The 19,606-nt window shown below is 41.9% G+C and carries 16 protein-coding genes; 5 read left to right on the top strand and 11 right to left on the bottom strand.

All coding sequences use genetic code 11. From position 1 onward, the window contains the following. Positions 1-156 precede the first annotated feature (156 nt). The 4 genes from FTU01_RS14705 to cxpE form a co-directional block, all read right to left on the bottom strand. Complete coding sequence (locus tag FTU01_RS14705) at positions 157-2,568, bottom strand: CSLREA domain-containing protein (protein WP_180139820.1); 2,412 nt, start codon at positions 2,566-2,568, stop codon at positions 157-159. A gap of 9 nt (positions 2,569-2,577) precedes the next feature. Then, positions 2,578-4,377: a rhombotarget A gene (gene rbtA / locus FTU01_RS14700; RefSeq protein ID WP_180139817.1), complete on the bottom strand. Its 1,800-nt coding sequence runs from the start codon at positions 4,375-4,377 to the stop codon at positions 2,578-2,580. 121 nt (positions 4,378-4,498) lie between these two features. Then, on the bottom strand, positions 4,499-5,203 hold the full coding sequence (gene hda, locus FTU01_RS14695; RefSeq protein ID WP_179992672.1) for a DnaA regulatory inactivator Hda: 705 nt from the start codon (positions 5,201-5,203) through the stop codon (positions 4,499-4,501). 15 nt (positions 5,204-5,218) lie between these two features. Continuing rightward, complete coding sequence (cxpE, locus tag FTU01_RS14690; RefSeq protein ID WP_179992671.1) at positions 5,219-6,439, bottom strand: chloramphenicol efflux transporter CxpE; 1,221 nt, start codon at positions 6,437-6,439, stop codon at positions 5,219-5,221. A gap of 135 nt (positions 6,440-6,574) precedes the next feature. On the opposite strand from cxpE, the gene purM reads away from it, so the two are divergent. Both purM and purN read left to right on the top strand, forming a co-directional pair. After that, complete coding sequence (gene purM / locus FTU01_RS14685) at positions 6,575-7,645, top strand: phosphoribosylformylglycinamidine cyclo-ligase (RefSeq protein ID WP_180012795.1); 1,071 nt, start codon at positions 6,575-6,577, stop codon at positions 7,643-7,645. Between the two features lie 6 nt (positions 7,646-7,651). Beyond that, on the top strand, positions 7,652-8,281 hold the full coding sequence (purN, locus tag FTU01_RS14680; RefSeq protein ID WP_179992669.1) for a phosphoribosylglycinamide formyltransferase: 630 nt from the start codon (positions 7,652-7,654) through the stop codon (positions 8,279-8,281). A 64-nt stretch (positions 8,282-8,345) separates the two neighbouring features. Here purN and FTU01_RS14675 read toward each other — a convergent pair whose 3' ends face one another. Both FTU01_RS14675 and sppA read right to left on the bottom strand, forming a co-directional pair. Then, entirely contained in the window at positions 8,346-9,149 is an 804-nt protein-coding gene (locus FTU01_RS14675; protein WP_180139814.1) for an alpha/beta fold hydrolase, read from the bottom strand. Continuing rightward, complete coding sequence (gene sppA / locus FTU01_RS14670) at positions 9,146-10,168, bottom strand: signal peptide peptidase SppA (RefSeq protein ID WP_166137701.1); 1,023 nt, start codon at positions 10,166-10,168, stop codon at positions 9,146-9,148. The genes FTU01_RS14675 and sppA overlap by 4 nt, the downstream gene beginning before the upstream one ends. 127 nt (positions 10,169-10,295) lie before the next feature. Between sppA and FTU01_RS14665 the strand changes: the two genes are divergently transcribed. Beyond that, complete coding sequence (locus tag FTU01_RS14665; protein WP_180139810.1) at positions 10,296-11,270, top strand: lysophospholipid acyltransferase family protein; 975 nt, start codon at positions 10,296-10,298, stop codon at positions 11,268-11,270. Here FTU01_RS14665 and FTU01_RS14660 read toward each other — a convergent pair. From FTU01_RS14660 to FTU01_RS14650, 3 genes are all read right to left on the bottom strand, one after another. Next, complete coding sequence (locus tag FTU01_RS14660; protein WP_180139807.1) at positions 11,259-13,718, bottom strand: DNA internalization-related competence protein ComEC/Rec2; 2,460 nt, start codon at positions 13,716-13,718, stop codon at positions 11,259-11,261. The genes FTU01_RS14665 and FTU01_RS14660 overlap by 12 nt on opposite strands. A gap of 84 nt (positions 13,719-13,802) precedes the next feature. Next, positions 13,803-14,486, bottom strand: a complete 684-nt coding sequence (gene lolD, locus FTU01_RS14655) for a lipoprotein-releasing ABC transporter ATP-binding protein LolD (RefSeq protein ID WP_159124049.1) — start codon at positions 14,484-14,486, stop codon at positions 13,803-13,805. Then, positions 14,479-15,714, bottom strand: coding sequence for a lipoprotein-releasing ABC transporter permease subunit (locus tag FTU01_RS14650; RefSeq protein ID WP_034170943.1), 1,236 nt, complete (start codon positions 15,712-15,714; stop codon positions 14,479-14,481). The genes lolD and FTU01_RS14650 overlap by 8 nt, the downstream gene beginning before the upstream one ends. 26 nt (positions 15,715-15,740) lie before the next feature. Between FTU01_RS14650 and FTU01_RS14645 the strand changes: the two genes are divergently transcribed. Further along, positions 15,741-16,304 (top strand): PilZ domain-containing protein, encoded by a 564-nt coding sequence (locus tag FTU01_RS14645; RefSeq protein WP_180004111.1) that lies wholly within the window; start codon positions 15,741-15,743, stop codon positions 16,302-16,304. Positions 16,305-16,324: 20 nt separating this feature from the next. Here the strand turns inward: FTU01_RS14645 and FTU01_RS14640 are convergent, their stop codons facing one another. After that, positions 16,325-17,218, bottom strand: coding sequence for a DMT family transporter (locus FTU01_RS14640; RefSeq protein WP_180129927.1), 894 nt, complete (start codon positions 17,216-17,218; stop codon positions 16,325-16,327). A 15-nt stretch (positions 17,219-17,233) separates the two neighbouring features. Further along, the gene (locus FTU01_RS14635) at positions 17,234-17,719 is read right to left on the bottom strand and encodes a YaiI/YqxD family protein (RefSeq protein WP_180139804.1); all 486 of its coding nucleotides are present in this window, start codon (positions 17,717-17,719) and stop codon (positions 17,234-17,236) included. 249 nt (positions 17,720-17,968) lie between these two features. On the opposite strand from FTU01_RS14635, the gene FTU01_RS14630 reads away from it, so the two are divergent. Next, positions 17,969-18,901 carry a hypothetical protein gene (locus FTU01_RS14630; protein WP_159124053.1) on the top strand — a complete coding sequence of 311 codons (933 nt, stop codon included), beginning with the start codon at positions 17,969-17,971 and terminating at the stop codon, positions 18,899-18,901. The last annotated feature ends 705 nt before the right edge of the window (positions 18,902-19,606 follow it).

The raw sequence follows: 19,606 nt of genomic DNA, 5'->3' as shown, positions 1-19,606 counted from the left end.
TTAATGGAAAAATCTAAAAGGTATGTTTTACCGAAAAAAAGAAGTAGAAACTACCCACGAGTTGTGAAAGGGAAACCACAGAAATACCCAAAAAAATGCCAGTCAATCTCTTAACTGACTGGCATTATCCATCTGGAGGCTTTTTTCATGCTGCAATTATTTTCTAACTCGGCGATATCCTGCCAGACCTAATAATCCGAACAATCCCCAAATTCCAAATGAACCACCACCACTTGATGATGTATTGGTATTTTTAGCCGTATTTTTTAAGTTAATTCTAGCTGTATCTGACATCAACTCATCTGCATCAAAAACATGATACTGCATATCATAATCTGACTGACTAAAAGTATTTTTCACACTAAAGGTTAATTTTCCACCATAGCAGGTTTCACCTGCAAAATTTCCTGGGCATGGTCCTTCTCGCTCTGCGGAAAGGTTTACTCCGGCAGGAAGCTTGACAATGCGAATTGGAATCTCACGACCATCTTTATCACGATAGAAAGCAGCCTTGCCATTCATCCGTGGACCATCACCATCATCGCTGTCATTCTCTAATGGATTCACAGTTACGGTCAGATTGTTCTCTGCGCTAATTCTATATTCATCATTTTTTACAATCGGTTTAATATTTACAAATGCGCCCTGCAAAATACCTGTACTGCTGGCACCTGTCTGCTTGTCTTTAATTGTATAACGGCAATACTCCGTATCCGAGAGACTGGTTACTTTGCCATCAGTACGATACATCATGATACGGTTTAAGTCAGGCTTCCATTCACATTTTAAATTTGGGTCATTCGGCGCACCTTGAACAATTAATGAACTGCCTGATCCAGATAAAGACCCTACACCTAAAGATTGCACTGTAATTTCATAATTTTGTGAATTTAATGCTTTAGCTTGTACTTGAGTATTATTTAAAGTTTCTTGAGGCATGACCAAACTAAATGGATTAACGTATATGGCACGATATTTCTGGTATTGCTTGGTATATTTTAAAAGATCCTCATATTCTTTTAGCTCTTCCTTTAAGCCCTGTATTTCCTCAGGTTTTGTATTCTTATCGGCCAGAATAGAATTAATATCATCAATATTTTCCTGATAATAATCCAGCAACTCTGTTAAAGAACTATTTTTTAGGCCAGAAATATCTGCTGCAGTTAAGCGCCGGATTTCTACCGACCCAATTTCACAGGAATTTTTTGCGTCCGGATTAAATAACAATGTTACCTTAGTCAACCGCTCAATTCCACGCTGATCAGTTTCTTCACAACTTTCTGTACCGATATTGACCAGATCCGTATTCGATTGTCGATCAATAGGATAATACATCCCTAAATAACGGTTATTTACAGAAGGTTCGATATAAGGAGTTAACAGATCTGTGATCTGATTACTGGATACATCAATATTCGTTGAAACACTGTTTTCTGCCAGTTCAGGTAATATACAGCGTGAGGAACCACTTGTATGAATCGCATTATAAGCAGTAAATAAATCTACATCCTGTTCTTTACTTGGATTCCCACCATTCAAGGCATATTCACAAGACAATCCCTGATTAAATGCTAATACATTATAAGCCAGACTCGAATTACCAGTATTGTCATAAAAGATGGTTGAGCGAGCAGTATTTTCGACAATCGTGTTATTAATAGCACTAAAAGTGAAGAAAGAACTTAATGGACGGCTGATTTCATTGGCCATTCGGAAAATATGACCTGTAGTACTGGTCGTATTTTTTGCAATCGTAGAGTTACTAATATCAGCTTTGGCATAACCACAGAAGTCCAGAATACTGGCCGTATCAGTAGAACCATTTTTGACAATGCTGCTTGCGCTAATTTCTAGCTTGGTCTCTGTACTGCCCAAATTCCCCACACAATCCATGGCCAAGACACTGCCATATGTAGCTGCTTTATTCTGATGAATTAAGGAATCCTGAATCTTGATAATTTTTTCATTATTCATCGCCACTGCATAAATTGCTCCCCCTTCTGCAGCCGCTCGTGAATTTACAATTTCACTATTCACGAGGCTTAGAGGACCGGCGACATAAAATGTTCCACCATTACCTTTATCCAGACTGGTTTTTGCAGCATAACCATCTTTCAGGATGACACCATTTACCACCATGCTGGCTTGGCTAGCGACCGTATTAAATAAGCGGGTTTTCCCTTGGCCTGAAATGGTGGTTGTTAAAGCCTCACGTGTTGGATATAAAAAGGTAATAGGACTTCTTTGAGTATAATTGAAGGGTGATTTTCCCAAAATATTGACATGGGATTCAACAATAATTTCACTATTGAGCTTGTATTCCCCAGCTTCGAGTTGGATGACATCTGGAGCGGAACCGTCATTACGCAATGTACGGCCAACATTACATCCTCCATAGGATTTATCCAGCTTGGCTGTCTTAATGGCTTCACGCAAGGAACAGGCACTGGTATTTTCCCCATCCTCGTCAGCAAATGTAGTGACATATATGGTTTTATCTTCGGCTGCCATTAAACTCATGGCAGATAAAATCATGGCTGCAAGCAGTCCTTTTTTATAATTTTTCATGATTTTTCCTTAATCTTTTAATCTGCGACGTAGGCCGATCAATCCTATCAAGCCCATTAAGCCAGCGATCCCCCATGCCCCACCAGAGGTCTTCACAGACTTGTCTTTCATTTCATTTTTAGGTTCCTGTACAATCTGGGTACTTAAAACCAGATAAGGTTTGGACTTATTAAATCGTGTAGATGAAGTAACTACCTGAATTTCAAAAATGTCAGCACCATGCCATTGTGAATCTGGGGTATAAACAACATTCCCATCAATATCAATGACTGTTTTGCCCTTGGAAACAGTTTTGGTTTGGATAACCTGTAAGCAGCCATCTTGCCAAGGCTCACCCTTTGGATTCTCTCCAATAATGTTATTGCATTGCTCTTTAGGAATTAAATCACTATCTCCTAAAGCAGATTCAATTGAAAACTTTGCAGTCTCTCCTTTTAGAAGATCCTGTCCAACCAGACTGGTAGATGTTGGAACTGTAATTTCAATCGCACCACGGTCACAAAATAAGTTATCTAGTAAACGGTCTACACCGCGTTGGTCTGACGCCTCACAGCTGACTGAAGGATTGCTGCTATTGTAGCTAGTCCCTCTATTTACAATCGGTGAATCACTAACCTGATTATAATTCAACAGGATACGAGGACGTAGATAGCCCAAGAACTGATCTTTAGGAACGCTATAAGGACATAGAATAGCATCGCTATTTTGTTTTAAATTTAGACAGGCACCTTCACTTTGATCTGAAGCCTCTGCAAACAAGCGAGTACCTGTCCAGATCTGGTTTGGATACGCAGCATCACCTGTACCACAAGATGCTGTTACCAGGTTATTGTGAATCGTACTTTTATCCGTAGTTTCAATCTGACAATCCTGCGTACCATTTCTTAAAATAATACTGTTCGCCACATAGGCTTTACCATTCGGGGCACTAATACGTAGTGCTGTACCTGTATTGTCCACTATTGTCAGGTTATTGATTCCCACTCCATCAATCACATTGATCAGTGCTCCCTTATTTTTTAACAGGGTACTGCTTAGGACTTCAGCATTAATGGATTGAATATCGGCAGGATTATCGACTTGGCCCGCTGTATAAATATTGGTAGCATTATTATTCAGCGTCTGGTTATTCTTTAAAACGCTTTGATAAACCAGAAAGTATGGAAGCTGGCTATAGAGTATGCCACCCTGTTGCGCCTGATTATTTTCAATCAGGCTGGTTTTTATTTCGGCAAAAGCAATCAGATTCTGGCCAAATTTCCCCACATTATAAATGGCACCACCTTGACTCGCAGCCCCCTTGTATAAGCGGCTGTAATCAATCACCAATTTACCTTTATTATGAATTAGGCCACCTTGTTCGGCACAGCTGCTTTTACCGCAACCTTCAAGGTCGAGTTCTTTTAAATTGACTTGAATCAGCTCTTCATCATTGCTAATACGGAAGAGATTATCTGTCCCTTTCATTTGAATATGAGCGTTATATAACCCCATTACCTTATCGGTACTACTAAATTCACCATCTACTTCTGCGATAGATTTAATCGTTACTGATTTCTTGATCGGGATATGCTTATTCAGTACATAGGTCGTTTTTTCTTTTAAGATAATGGTGCCAATAGCATTTTCGCCACCACAGCCCATATAACCTTCTTTAACCAGGCCACGATTCACATATTCAACAGCTTCTCGAAGTGAACATTCCTTGTCATCTTTTTCAATATCTTCTGTGGTAGTTACAATAATTTCTGCACTATATGCCTGCCCCGCCATACATAGCAAAGCCATGCCTATGCTCTTCTTGAGCATACCCTTCTCCTTAATTTTTTATTTCTTTCTTTTTCTTCTAAAGTTGCATCTTCCTTGCAACAGCGAATTATTTTGCCTTACTTTCGCATAGACTGAGTAATTACTCAAGATGTTTTATAATTTAACGATATTCATCAATTAATGCATAAATCTGCCGCAGGTTAGCATTGCTGACCTTCAGCTTTTCGCCTTTAAGTAATTGAATAATCTGTTCTAATGTTTGTAGAAGCACAGAAGTTTGATGTGGTCCGTGATTTAGCAAATAATCAAAAATCTGTGGATCAAGATGAATACCGCGTCGGTCCAATACCGAGGATACCAAGGTAAATCGGTCCGCATAAAGACTGCCATTTGGGACACGGACACTGACTGCCTGCGTGAGTCGGGACTGCAAATCGGGCAATTCAAGCTTTAACTCAATGGGTGCAAAACGGGAAGAAAATACCAGCTGACCACCGCCTTCATCATTATAATTAATCAAGTGAAAAACGGCGCGTTGCCAGTGTGGAACCCCACTAATGGCTTCAATATCATCCAGTGCGATCAGGTCAAACCGGTCCAGCGAAGTAATGGCTTCAGTAGGCGCATCCAGAAGCTCCAGCAAAGACACCTGTATAGCAGTCTTACCGATTTCCAGATAAGAATCACAAATGGCAGAGAGTAAGTGACTTTTCCCTGTTCCAGCTCCGCCATACACATAAAAGCGGCTGATTAGGCCTGCATGCAGCTGTCGGACTGCGTCAATTACATGACCCCATCCCGGGCCCGAAAAATCACTAATTCGAGCATCGAGTTGAGGTTCTATATCTAGCTGCAATTGACGCATATGATTCTGATGGCCTTATGAGTCTTTATGAAGAGGTACATCCATCTTACTTGATTTCTTTCCCTCTTGCAGTGGTTTTGCTTCTGACTTTTTCATTTCAATATCAACATCTAAGTCTGAAGTTTCTACGCTTATGGAACCTGTAGCCGGATCATTCATGACGACTGCCTGATTTCCATAAAAGTGTGTATGTTCGTAATATTCACGTGCATGTCGCAATAGAACCACAATGACGGCTGCAACCGGCAATGCAATTAGCATTCCCATGAAACCCGCCAGTTGAGCACCCGCCAGTACCGCAAATACAACTGCTACTGGTGATAAGCCAATTTTATCGCCAAGCAGGAATGGTTGCAGTACATAACCTTCTACCGCCTGACCGACCATAAAGACCACACCAACCAGAACCAGTTGCCACCAGTCAATCCCAAACTGCAGGAAAGTTGCAATCACAGCCGCAATAATACCGACAGCAAAGCCCAGATAAGGAATAATACTGGCCAGGCCTGCCACCATACCGATAATCAAACCGACTTCAAGACCAATCAGTTGTAAGCCCACTGCATAAACAATTCCCAGCAGAATCATCACCAGAAACTGTCCTTTGACAAAGGCGCCCAGCACACTGTGGCATTCACCTACAATTCTTAAGGTGCTTTCTTCATAAGGGCGTGGAATCAGGCGACGCAAGCTTTCCAGCATACGATCCCAATCCAGCAGGAAATAGAATGCAATAATTGGAATCAGGACAATCGTACCGCCAATCTGCAAGAAGTTAATTCCAGATTGTGCAAGGCGTAGCAGGAAGGCCTGAATACTGTCAGCACTATAATTGGTTTGCACATAGTCCATGACCACATCAGAAATCTGTGTGGTATCAATTTCCATTTCAACGACATTGAAGGTATTCGACAACCATGGCAAAAAGGTTGAATTAATCCAGCCAATGACCGCAGGTATATTGTCACGCGCATAAATCAGCTGCTGCCAGATCAACGGCACCAGATACCAGATCGCCAGGATCATAACGATCCCGATTCCAGTAAAAACGATACTAATAGAGAGCCAACGCGGCAGACCGATATCGTGCAGTTTATCTACCAGCGGGCTGAACAGATAAGCCATTAAAAACGCTGCAACAAATGGAATTACAACGGGTTTTAGTAAATATAGAATCCACAACAACAAAGCTATCCCAGCTAGGATAAACACGCGACGCAATGTGCGATCTACCATAAAGTTTCGCCTTCTCTCTATTAATCGTTATAAAAAGTAAAATATTTTAATAAAGATAGCATTTTAGGGCATAAATACCATAAGAGTTTTGCATATTCAGGTTATAATCCCCCGCGCGAATGCGGAGACTTCATTATGAGCAACTCAACTTCTACCCCAAACACTGGTTTAAGCTACAAAGATGCAGGTGTCGATATTGAAGCGGGAGACGCGTTAGTCGACCGAATCAAGTCCGTCGCTAAGCGTACTAAACGTCCTGAAGTAATGGGCGGATTAGGCGGTTTCGGCGCCCTTTGTAAGATCCCTAAAGGTTATGAAGAACCTGTTCTCGTATCAGGCACAGATGGTGTTGGTACAAAATTACGTCTGGCACTGAATTTGAACCGTCATGACACCATTGGTCAAGATCTGGTTGCAATGTGTGTGAACGACCTTCTCGTTTGTGGTGCTGAACCACTCTTCTTCTTGGACTATTATGCGACTGGTCACCTAAATGTGGACGTGGCTGCAAATGTTGTAACAGGAATCGGTGCTGGCTGTGAACTTGCAGGCTGTGCACTGGTTGGTGGTGAAACTGCTGAAATGCCAGGCATGTACGAAGGTGAAGATTACGATCTTGCAGGCTTCTGTGTCGGTGTAGTTGAGCAAAGCAAAATTATTGATGGCTCTAAAGTAAAAGCGGGTGATGTACTCATTGGTGTTGCATCTTCTGGTGCACACTCAAACGGTTATTCGTTGCTTCGTAAAATTCTTGAAGTTAAAAATGTTGACCTGAATCAAATCGTTGATGGTCGTCCACTTGCAGATGTTGCAATGGAACCAACACGCATTTATGTGAAATCTATTCTTGAACTGCTAAAACAGGTTGATGTACATGCGATGGCACACATCACGGGTGGCGGTTTACCAGGCAACCTGCCTCGCGTATTACCAAACGGTGCTCAAGCAGTCGTAGATGAATCTTCTTGGGAATGGCCTGAGCTGTTCAAACTTCTTCAACGTGAAGGTGGTGTAGAGCAGTTTGAAATGTATCGTACCTTTAACTGTGGCGTAGGTATGGTTCTTGTTGTTGATGCAGCAGAAGCAGACAAAACTGTTGAGCTACTCAACGGTTTGGGCGAGAAAGCATGGACCATGGGTCATATTGCAGATAATGCCGAGTCTGTAGAAGGCGCTGACGAAAAAATCCGTGTGATCTTCGCGTAATTTCGCATGATTAAAATTGCTGTACTTGTTTCAGGCAGTGGATCGAACCTGCAAGCCCTGATTGATGCCAATCTGTCAGGAGAAATTGTCGGGGTGCTTTCCAACAAGCCTGAAGCATTTGCTTTAGAGCGCGCTCATAAAGCAGGAATTCCGACTGCAGTCATTGAACATAAGCAGTATCCAAGCCGGGAAGCTTTTGATGATGTCATGCATCAGCAGCTTCTGGACTGGGATGTTGATCTAGTGGTACTTGCGGGCTTTATGCGAATTTTAAGTGAAAAATTTGTGAAAGCCTGGGAAGGGAAAATGCTGAATATTCACCCTTCTCTTTTGCCACATTACAAAGGCATGCATACCCATCAGCGTGTCCTGAATACTGGTGATGTTCTGCATGGTTGTACAGTGCATTATGTCACTCCTGAACTGGATGCCGGCCAAGCCTTAGCACAGGGTGTGTTAAAAGTATCGCATCAAGATACGGCTCACACTTTAGCTCAGCGGGTACATGTACTGGAACATCTGATTTACCCACAAGTGGTAGAATGGATTTGTAATGGGACAATTCAGCATACTGAACAAGGTGTGTTGTACCGTAATGCAAAAATGCAGGAACCTGTTCAATTCTGCAAATTCTAAAAGTCCAAATATAAAAAAACGCATCCTCGGATGCGTTTTTTTATTTCTTTAGATGAGATGAACTTTAAGCAGACTGTTGCTGAATCAGTTGTTTGACCAGACTCGCTACTTGCTCAGGCTGCTCCAATGGGAACATATGCCCACCATCTACCACTGTAAATGGAATGCCAAATTTCTTTTGCACTTGCTGCGGAAATCTGCGCGCCAAAAATGGACCTTTCTTGGCAACCACCAGGTGTACTGGTACTTTTGGTTTTGACTGAGGTAGCCACCATAGCGATGGATTGGTTCTAAAGATATTCACTTCATCCATTTTAGGAATAGTGAGTTCAACTCCACCTCGAACCGGATCATCCTTTAAAGCATAGTCAATATAAGCCTGGAAGCAATCTGCATCAAAATCCTGATAAAAGCCTTTTGGACGTAACAGTTCAGCTGCCTGTTCCCGAGACTCCCAATGATCACGACGGCGTTTCGACAAACCTGCAGGTGACATCTGGTCCAGTGCTTTTAAGCGAAAAGTTTTTGCAATATGCAATGCAAAGGCTTCTTTGCCCATGATCATCGGCGGATCAAGCATAATCATTTGCGAAAAAAGTTCTGGACGCTGTAAGGAGGCCTGAAAGCTCAGGACTGAACCTAATGAATGCCCCAAACCAATCACTGAACGTCCATGAGACTGACGTACAATACTGTCAATCACCTGTTGAGTCAGACTTTTCCAGTGATTATCAATCGGATAACGCTTATCAGGTCCTAATAGCGGCACATAGATAATATCGTAATCATCTTGCAGTCCTTCAAACAGCTTTTGATAGACTTTAGATGGCACGCCATTGGCGTGCGCAAAATGAATCAAGGGTTTCATTGTAATGTCGTTTTATTTTCTGACTGAAGTTTCTGTGCCACTGAAGTTGCAATTCCTTCACCAATCGATGAACCCATACGACCCAGTACTGACTCAAATGGACTATATTCAATAGTGTAATTCAGTGCTTTTTCAGTTTTTAGTTCACGCTTCAAAGTATTTAAACTGCCAATACGGTCTGCAATACCCAATTTCACCGCTTGTTCACCGGTCCAGAACAGACCTGAGAAAATAGCCGGATCAGTCGATTTTAATTTAGCCCCACGCCCCTGCTTTACAGCATTAATAAAGTGACCATGCACATTATCCAGCACACCTTGTACATGCGCTTTTTGCGCAGGATCAACCGGCTGTGTCATGGACAGCAAAGCTTTATTTTCACCTGAAGTCATGGTGCGGTCTTCAACTCCAAGTTTTTGCAGCAGGTTATTCACACCATAGTTCGGCATGATCACACCAATTGAACCGACCAGACTCGATGGATTGACAATGATTTCATCTGCAGCGGATGCAATATAGTAAGCACCAGAAGCTCCGGTATCACCAATCACGGCATAGAGTTTTTTCTCAGGATGCTGTTTTTTCAGATACTGGATTTCCTGCCAGATTTCATCTGACTGGACTGGTGAACCACCCGGTGAATTAATATTTAAAACAACAGCCTTACTTTGCTTGTTTTCAAAGGCTTTTTTGAGTGATTTGATGGTATTGCTACTATTTACGCTTTGCTTGTCTGCGGCAATCGTACCAATAATATCAACCACAGCAATGTGTGCACCTGCGCCTGCACTTGGATCAGAAGCACTCATGCTACAGCCTTTACCCAGCGCAAGAATGACAACCAGCAGATAAGCGAAGGTCAGAAATTTAAAGAAGATCCCCCAGCGACGTGCCCGTCGTTGCTCTTCTACTGAAGCTAAAACCGCTTTTTCCAGCAGTTTCCATTCTGGGCCAGTCGGTTGAACTGGTTGTTGCGTATTTTGTATTTGATTTTCAGGTTTTGGTGGCCAATCGGACATAAATAATCCAATAAATTAATTTATATTGAACCCATTATATACACCGAAAAGGGTAATTCTGTCTAAAGAAACCGTTTTCGCCTATAATAAGTGCTATTCTTTTTTATTTTATCAATATTACAACTCAATGACTGAACGCAGCTCAAAGAATTCAGCTTACGGTTTACTCAAATATATTAGCCGCCAACCGCTTTCAGTTTCCCGATGGATTGCGCGTATTCTTGCCTTAATCGTTAATATTTTTAAAGTTTCTAAAACTTCTGATGTAATTCGCCTGAACCTTGAGATCAGTTTGTCTGAACTGTCGACACAGGAAAGAGAACGGATTACCCGTGCCGCGATTCGCAATGAACTGATGTCTTATTTCGAATTTTTCAGTATTTGGGGTTCGAGTAATCAGAAAAATATTGAGAGAGTGCATAAGGTTATAGGCGAAGATTTACTGCATGATGCCTTGGCACAAAATAAAGGTCTGGTACTAATTGTGCCGCACTTTGGCACTTGGGAAATCATGAATGCCTATGTTGCGCAATTCACTTCAATGACCATCATGTATAAGCCTGTAAAAAATCAGGCAGCGGATCAGTTTGTACGTGCAGCTCGTAGTCGCGAACAGGCCAATCTGGTGCCGACAGATGAGTCTGGTGTACGACAGATTTTCAAAGCCTTGAAGCAAGGTGGCACCACTGTCATTCTGCCGGATCATACACCCAACGTTGGCGGTGAATATATTCCTTACTTTGGTGTTCCTCTAGCTACCAGCAATCTGAGTGCCAAGCTGATCCAGAAAACTAAAGCTCGTGCCCTGTTCCTTTATGCCCTGCGTAATGAGGATGCTGGCTTTGATATTCATATCGAGGCCATAGATGAAAAAATTTATCAGGGAAATGCTAATCAAGGTACAGGCATCATCATCAACACGATTGAAAACCTGATTCAGCGTCATCCTGAACATTATCACTGGAGCTATAAACGCTTTAGAGCTCACGAAGATCTGGGAAATATTTATAAGCTTGATCATAACCAAGCTTTGTCCAAAGTGAACCAGTTAAGAACTTCTAATCTGGCTGCTGTTGAACCATCTCTAGAATCAGTCAGTTAGATTTTGTTTTTGTAACCATTTCCAGCGACTTCTTTCAGTTTCTAGAATGATTTGAGTTCCTTGCTGATGAAAATGCAGGCTGCCATGCTCTGCTGTAGTCAATAGGGGAATATCAAATTCTTTGAGACGCTGTTGAGTCAACTGACTTGGATGCCCGTAACGATTAAATTTTCCAGCAGACGCAATCGCCAGTTTAGGACGATAGTGCTGCAAGAATTGATAAGCTGAACTGTGCTGACTGCCATGATGGCCTAAGACCAAGACATCCACTTTTAAATCGGGGTAGTCTTTGAGTAACTGATATTCAGTCTGCCAACCTGCATCTCCCATCAGCAGAAAATTCTGATAAGGCCAGACATCTTTGAGCTGCAAATACACTACACAAGACAGGTCATTTTTATTGAAATTAGCAGTATTTAATTGTTCTAGTTTTGGTGCAATGACCTTAATCTGCACATCATTCTGCCATTGCCACCGCTGTCCCTGATAACATAATTGAAAGTTTGAAGAGGCTGCAGTTTCGGTCACTTCATTGGCATAGATATTCTTAATCTTGAGCTGGTCTTTAATGCTGTGATAAGCACCACTATGGTCCTGATCCAGATGCGTTAAAATCACCTGCTCCAGTTGAGAAACACCTTGTACCGACAGAAATGGCATGATTACCTGCTTCCCAATACTAAATTTTTCCTCATCATAATAACCACCCATATCGATCATCATGTTATGAGTTCCATAACGAAGGAATATCGCCTGCCCTTGCCCAACGTCCAGCACCGAAAGCTGAAATGGCGGATGATAGAGTTGAGGAATACAAATTGGTACTGCCGCGATAGCTATCCAGGATTTTGGCAATACGCCTCGTGGTAAGAATAAAATCAGCAAAGACAGGATGCATAGGCCAATCATCCAGAGATTCATCGCAACTGGTATTAACTGCGGTTTAAACCAGTGATTCAGCAGATTTAAGAATCCCAATAGGATATTCAGCAACAGATCATTCAGCTGAAATAGCATGCTTGAGACCGGTTCAGCGATAAAAAAAAGAATTGCTGCTAGAATATCGATCGGTACAATCAAAAGACCGATCCAGGGAATTGCGACCAGATTGCTGAATGGCGTGATCCAGGCAATTTGCTTAAAAAACAGCATCATTAAGGGAAATAAAGCGAGAAAGATTTTCCACTGTGATTCCACTAGCACTTTAGCTGCAAAATACAGTTTTTGTATTGCTGTCTGATTTTGCTCGGATGGTCGCTGTTGAATGGTCTGATAAATTCTGAGCAATACAAAACAGGCCCCATAGGATAGCCAGAAAGCCGCGGACAAGATACTAAAGGGATCAATGAATAACAGTAAGGCGGCGCTCAGAATCAGAAGTTTTAAAGCCTGCAGATTTTGTCGAAGCAGCATGAGGATGACACCAATCATACAGATCAGCAGAGTGCGGATTGCCGGGATTTCAAAACCCACAAAGGCACAGTACAGCACCACACAAAACAGAAAAGGTAAAGCCAGAAAATACTGGCGTGGCCATCTTAGATAAAGCTGAGGCATACTTCGTGCGACAAGTAGCCGAAGCATGGTACAGACCATCAGGGCAAAGATCAGCACATGTGGTCCGGAAATCGCCAGTAAGTGACTCATACCCATACGTCGAAATTGCTGTTCAGTTGCAGGATTTAAAAGGCTTTCATCTCCGGTGAGCAAAGCCAGAAGCAAACCTTTATTTTGTACAGGTTGCCTTGCTATGAACTCTCTTAATTGCAGCCGCTTCTTCTCTACCCAAAGTAGAAATTGCTGAGTTAAAGCTCTTTGCTCTCGAATAAACTGACTATACCCCAGTGTAGAAACAGTAGCTGAATCAAGTTGCTCTATCTGTTTGATCCGGAAACCTGCCATCATATTCTGTTGCAGTGCCCATTTTTCAGCATCAAAAGCACCGGGCGTTGCATAACTGTGATTAGGACGTACCTGCCCTTGCAGCCGGTAATAATGCCCCAGTTCAAGTGCATTAATTTCATGATTCGCTGATAGTTGTGAAGTACTGGGAGGATTTACAGATAGAAAACTCATCCAGGTTACGGTGCGTCCATCGAGGTTTAATACTTCCAAAGGCTGCTGGATGGATTGTTCACCGAGTTTATTCAAGCGTTTGACATAAACGATAATGTCTTTCTGCAGTACTTCATGCTCGACATTCAATAGCCGTTGGCTGAGCTGTTGATTGGCATAACCATATCCCAAAAATGTCCCGAGTAGAATACAGGTACTTACCAGCAATCCTTTATGTAAGGGCTTTTTCAGAACAGTATTGAGCTTGGAACTACAGAAATAAAAGAGCACAGCAAGAAATATCACTGAGATTGAATTCAACTCAATATTCAGAAAAGATTTTCCCATACTGGCAAGGCCTAAAATCCAGCCCAGACACAGCCATTGCAACATGAAGATTTTCTTTTTTATTATTATTTTCAGGCAATAATAAAGCCCACCGAAGTGAGCTTCAATTAAAGAAGATTATTTCTGTAATTAGTCATTCATCCATAGACCATCACGCATATGTAGAATCCGGTCTGCCGAATGTGCCAATTGTTCATCATGGGTCACAATTAACATGGCCATATTGAATTCACTACGTAATTCAGTCAGCAACTCAAAGATTTTATCGGCTGTTTTACGGTCCAAGTTACCTGTTGGCTCATCTGCCATCATTAACTTCGGCTTGGTCACCACGGCACGAGCCAGTGCTACACGCTGACGCTCGCCCCCTGAAAGTTCGCCCGGTTGATGGGTTAAACGATGGGTTAATCCAACACGCTCCAGTAAGTATTCTGCCTGCTGTTTAGCCTCTTTAAACTTGACGTTTTTACGAAGCATTAAAGGCATCGCGACATTTTCTAGTGCAGTAAACTCTGGCAATAAATGGTGGAATTGATATACAAAGCCCAAATTTTCATTACGGACATAGCCGCGTTCTGCTTCAGATAAATTGTCAAAACGGCGGCCATTGACCATCACTTGTCCGGCAGAAGGACGATCCAATCCTCCCAGAATATGCAACAAGGTACTTTTACCGGAACCACTTGAACCGACAATAGAAACAAATTCCCCGGCCTTTACCTGCAATGAAATCCCTTTGATCACATCAACCGTAGATTTTCCATCTGTAAAAGATTTCTCGATATTTTGGGCATCCAGAACCAGATTACTCATAACGCAATGCCTCCGCCGGTTGAATTTTAGCAGCACGGAATGCTGGATAAATAGTGGCCAGGAAACTTAAAGCAAGTGACAGACCTACAATCACGACCACATCCTGCCAGCGCAGATAAGAAGGTAAATAGTTGATGAAGTAAGCATCAAACATATTCAGGCCAAGTGAATTGTTTAACCAGCCAATAAAACTACTAATACTGGTGGCGGCAATAATCCCGAGAATGGCACCCGCACAAGTTCCGATTACGCCGATCACAGTACCTTGAACCATAAAGATTCGGGTAATCGTGGCAGGTGAAGCACCCAAAGTACGTAAAATTGCGATGTCGGATTTTTTATCTGTGACCACCATTACCAGTGAAGACACGATATTAAATGCTGCGACCAAGACAATCAGGAATAGCAATAAGCTCACCATCGCTTTTTCCATCTGGATTGCACTAAACAGATTACCATGGGTATAAGTCCAGTCAGAGGCATAGAAGTTACCCGGTAAGTCACGCACAATTTCCTGAGAAACCTGAGGCGCTGCGAAAATGTCATCCAGCTTCATACGTACGCCCTGAGCACCATCTGGCAAACGTAACAAGGTTGAAGCATCGTTCAAGGCAATATAACCCATCATCGAATCAACTTCTGCACCGATACTGAAGATCCCGACCACTTTAAAGCGTTTAAAACGGGGTACGACACCTGCTGGTGAAGGCGTCGCTTCAGGTAGAACCAAGGTAATGTTATCGTTCAAGCCTACGCCCATGGCATCTGCCATCTGCTTGCCTAAAACAATCCCAAATTCACCTTTTTTCAGGTTATCAATACTACCCTCGACCATATGGTTCTGGATGATCGAAACTTTCTTCTCATACTTTGGTTCAATCCCGCTGACCATAATTCCGGCAACTTGCCCTTGAGCCGTGAGCATCCCCTGTAACTGGGTAAAAGGAGCCACACCTTGAACGTGTTCATGCCGCTCAATCTGCTTTGCAAGTTCAGGCCAATTTGTTAGAATTTGCGTCGAAGAAACAGTGGCTTGAGGAACCATCCCCAAGACGCGATTTTTCAACTCTCGGTCAAAACCATTCATGACAGACAAAACTGTAATGAGGACTGCTACACCGAGCGTGAGACCGATCATTGAGACCAATGCGATAAAAGAAATGAAGTGGTTACTACGCCGTGCGCGAGTATATTTCAACCCTATATACAGCGAGATTGGTTTGAACATAACCATCTAGTCCGAGGTAATAAATTATGGAAAATGTACAGCATCCAAACGGATTCACTGAAAGACGAGTCATGTCTCGAATCGATGCTGCTTTACGAATCAATTATCAGATTATTTCCGATGATGTTGCCTTGAATGATCCTTACGATGCTAATTTCGTATTGCCCCGCTATTTTCTACTACTTGCAGAGCTAGATCAATTTGATCATGCTGTTAACTACGAATTAGAACAATTATCTGAAAAAGATCAACAAATTGCTCGAATCTTATCCTTATTCAACCAAAAATTAAACCTTATTACCGGTTCTTTGTATGACGCAATTGTACAAAGCATGTTACCTGTACCGGAACATGTGAACTTTTCAGAGACTGGTTTTAGCTTCTTTAGTGATCAGCCGATTAGTGAAGGAACCTATCTGCATGTGACTTTAAGTCACCCGGAAAACTTCTTCCACATCGCGGCAACCGCTCAGGTGGCCTACAGTCGTGCAGAAGAAAACGGGAAATATCGTACGGGTGCTTATTTCATTACCCTGCATCCTCAGGATCGCGTCAAACTGGGCGAATGTGTGAAAGCCAGCTTTGCTTAAGACTGGCATCTATCTTTTTATTAAAGGCGGGCTTTATAGCTCGCCTTAATTTCTTTAGCGAAATAAACCACTAAGCCGAACAATAAAATTACTACACCCACCAAAGCAATTAGTGGCAATTTTTCATTATTCAATAATACACCTACCAGCAAGGCCAGCATTGGTGTCAGGACTGTGGTTAAAGACAAAGTCGTCGGTTTAATTTTCTGTACCAGCTTGAAATAACAGAACATCGCAATCAGTGATGCCATAATTACCGCATATACCAGACCAAATAAGGACTTGGCATGTGGCATAGCAGTGGGTGCGTATTGCCAGATAAATGGCAACATACCCAGAGAAAAAACGACTGACAAACCAATCGAACCGGCCGCCTGTGCCATAGGATCAATTGGCGCATTGATTTTCTTCACCCAGAACATGGATACACAATAAACTAATACCCCAACCAAAGCGATCACGATTCCAATTGGCTGTATATGCTGATCTGCATCGCCTAGACAGATCACCGAAAGTCCGGTTAAAGCAATTCCCATTCCCAGCCATTGATTTAGCGAAAGTTGCATCTGAAAGACAAAACGCCCAATCAGACCTGAAATTAGGGGTGCCAAGCCGAACATTAAGGCAATAATGCCAGAACTTAAATAATCCGTAGACCAGTAAGTAAAAATTTGCGAGCCGATAAAACTGCATGCACCCGCCAAGTAACTATGCAGGGAAACACGATCAAACGGTAATCTGGTTTTAAATAACCACAATAATCCTAAGGCCAGAGGCAAAGCCAAAAAGAAGCGGATCGCCAATGCCCACATCGGATGCAAATCTTCCACACTCCAGACAATCGCCAGTGGTGTGGTGGACCAGATGAAAACCAGCAAGGCATAGGTTAACATCAGGTTACTTTTTGGGGGCATACTTGATCTCGTTTTTTATTTAATCGCAGTTTTACGTTTCTGTTTTTGAATGGTTTGATCTAGAGAGCTGGAAAACTCACGCTTATCACGTTCAGAAATCGGCGGTGGGCCACCAGTTTGCACACCGGCACCACGCAAGGTATCCATAAAATCACGTAAATGCAGACGTGCTTTGACGTTAGCCACTGTATAGATTTCACCACGCGGGTGAATCGCGATACCACCCTTCTCGATGACTTGAGCAGCCAAGGGTATATCCTGCGTCACCACAATGTCATGCTCTTTCATACGGTCAACAATTTCCTGATCCGCCGCATCTGCCCCGCTCATGGCCTGAATAGAATTGATGCGAATTGAGGGTGTAATTCCTACCGGTTGATTAGCCACAAAAGTGACTTCAAGCTGGTAACGATCGGAGGCACGAATAATTACATCTTTCAGAATACGAGGTAATGCATCTGCATCGACCCAAAGTTTGAATGGCAACACACAGCTTTCCATAAGGGAGAAATTTGGACTAGTGTAGCAAATCAGAGGATGCAGGTTGATGCTTAAAAACGCTCTTTCTCTGAATATCCTGGTATTTAAATACTCAACTCAACCGTATTAAATGAGTCAGCCACTCACAACTAGAAAAATATTTGACTTCACATGATTTGCATTTTAATTTTTAAATTCATTCGAGTGACTTGAAAAATCGTAATGACCCTCGATTAACTATAAATAAGTCATCCAAGATCAATTGTGCATATGAAAAAACAGAATAGCCCAGAGATCATCACTATTGATGATCAAAATTTCGGTAGTCATGTCGAACATTGGACCTTGCTTACTGAAAACCCAGGCACAGATGTTCCCCAGTGGTTAGGCAAAGCCCTTGACGCACCTGTAATGCCGATGGGCTTGTGTACACAAGAATGCGATATGGATGAAACCACCTGGCTGATTCAGGGACCGAGCAAAGCTGCGGTACAATTAAGCCAAGTGATTGCCGTAGAAAATAACAAGCCACAGGCTGTGAAAACCGCATTTCCGGGTTTTGACAGTCCCTACCAGGTGAAAGCCACGATTGACCGGATTATTTCTTGTAAATCCGACACCCAAGCTGTGTTGCGTCTCAATCTGGGTGCCAACAATATCATCTATGCCTTTGATACGCTGTACAGCGTCAACCGATCGCATTATGAAAAAGACCAGTCTTATATCGTCAACTTAAATGCCTGGGCTTATGAACTGGAAGTGGTGACTGACCATGAACATTTAGTCGTGGATGATCCTGCCTCTATCAAACATCACCGTGCCCTGAATGCAATTCTTGCGGAAAATAATGGTGTTGCACCGGATAATTTACAGGAACAGATCGATGCTTGGGAGCCGAAATCTGAAGAAGACAAAGAACCGGTAACGGTTGATTTCTCCAAAATGGTCGCTTATCTCTATGGTGAGACCATGGGTCAGGAAGATGAAGCCTGGTTCCAGGGCAATATTGTCGGTAAAACTTCAATGCAATTTATGGATCAGGACTACATGCTCTATGATGTTACCCTGATTCATGATGAAGGCCAGCCGGCTACCTTGATCCGTGTAGCCACCCGCAATGACAAGCATAAAGATTTCCAGATTGGTCAATATATTCGGGGCAATCTGTGGATTCAGGCCAATATCTATCGAAAAGCAGCTTAAGCTGAATATCCAGATCGGAGGCTCATATTTTTATATGAGTCTCCTGTTTTTTATTTATTTTAGTGCGATATTCTCTCAATTCTGATTATTTTTTATCCACAATTGAAATCAGAATTAATGGATTTTGAATTTATTAAAAATAGATTTATCCACAGATTTAAATTCAAATAAATTTATTTTCAATGTTATCTTAAACTGAATAATCATATTAAAAACATTATAAAAATAATGACTTAATATAATAGTTCTATTTTTATGAATATATTGAGGCCAGTTATTTAAATAAAATTAATACTTTATGAAGTTTAGTTAAGAATGTACTTTATTTAATCAATTTTTTATGGTAAAAATACGATCAACAAATAATCATTTACGATAAATAGATCGGATAATAAATATCTATGAAAATCGTTCAAGAAGAAAATTTACAGCAGGTTGAGCATCATCTTGGCTCGCGTTATCAGCTTGATATGATGTCATGCCTATTTTTCGTATTGGGTATGCTCATTTGCGGCTATATCTTACATAACTTTGTTTTTTAACCCGAATTAAATGATAAAAAAACCCGGCCAATTGCCGTAATGCCAGTCAGTTAAGCAAATTTTAGTAAAATGTAGTAAAAATGAGTGTATGTAAATACGCTCATTTTTTTATGTCTTTATCTGAACATTTAGAATCCACTCTTGAACATTCTCTCCCATCACT

Origin of the sequence: Acinetobacter sp. YH12043, assembly GCF_013419915.1 — a bacterium.
Classification (GTDB): domain Bacteria; phylum Pseudomonadota; class Gammaproteobacteria; order Pseudomonadales; family Moraxellaceae; genus Acinetobacter.
The sequence above is the reverse complement of the archived record's forward strand: the minus strand, read 5'-3'. Positions and strand labels throughout refer to the sequence as shown.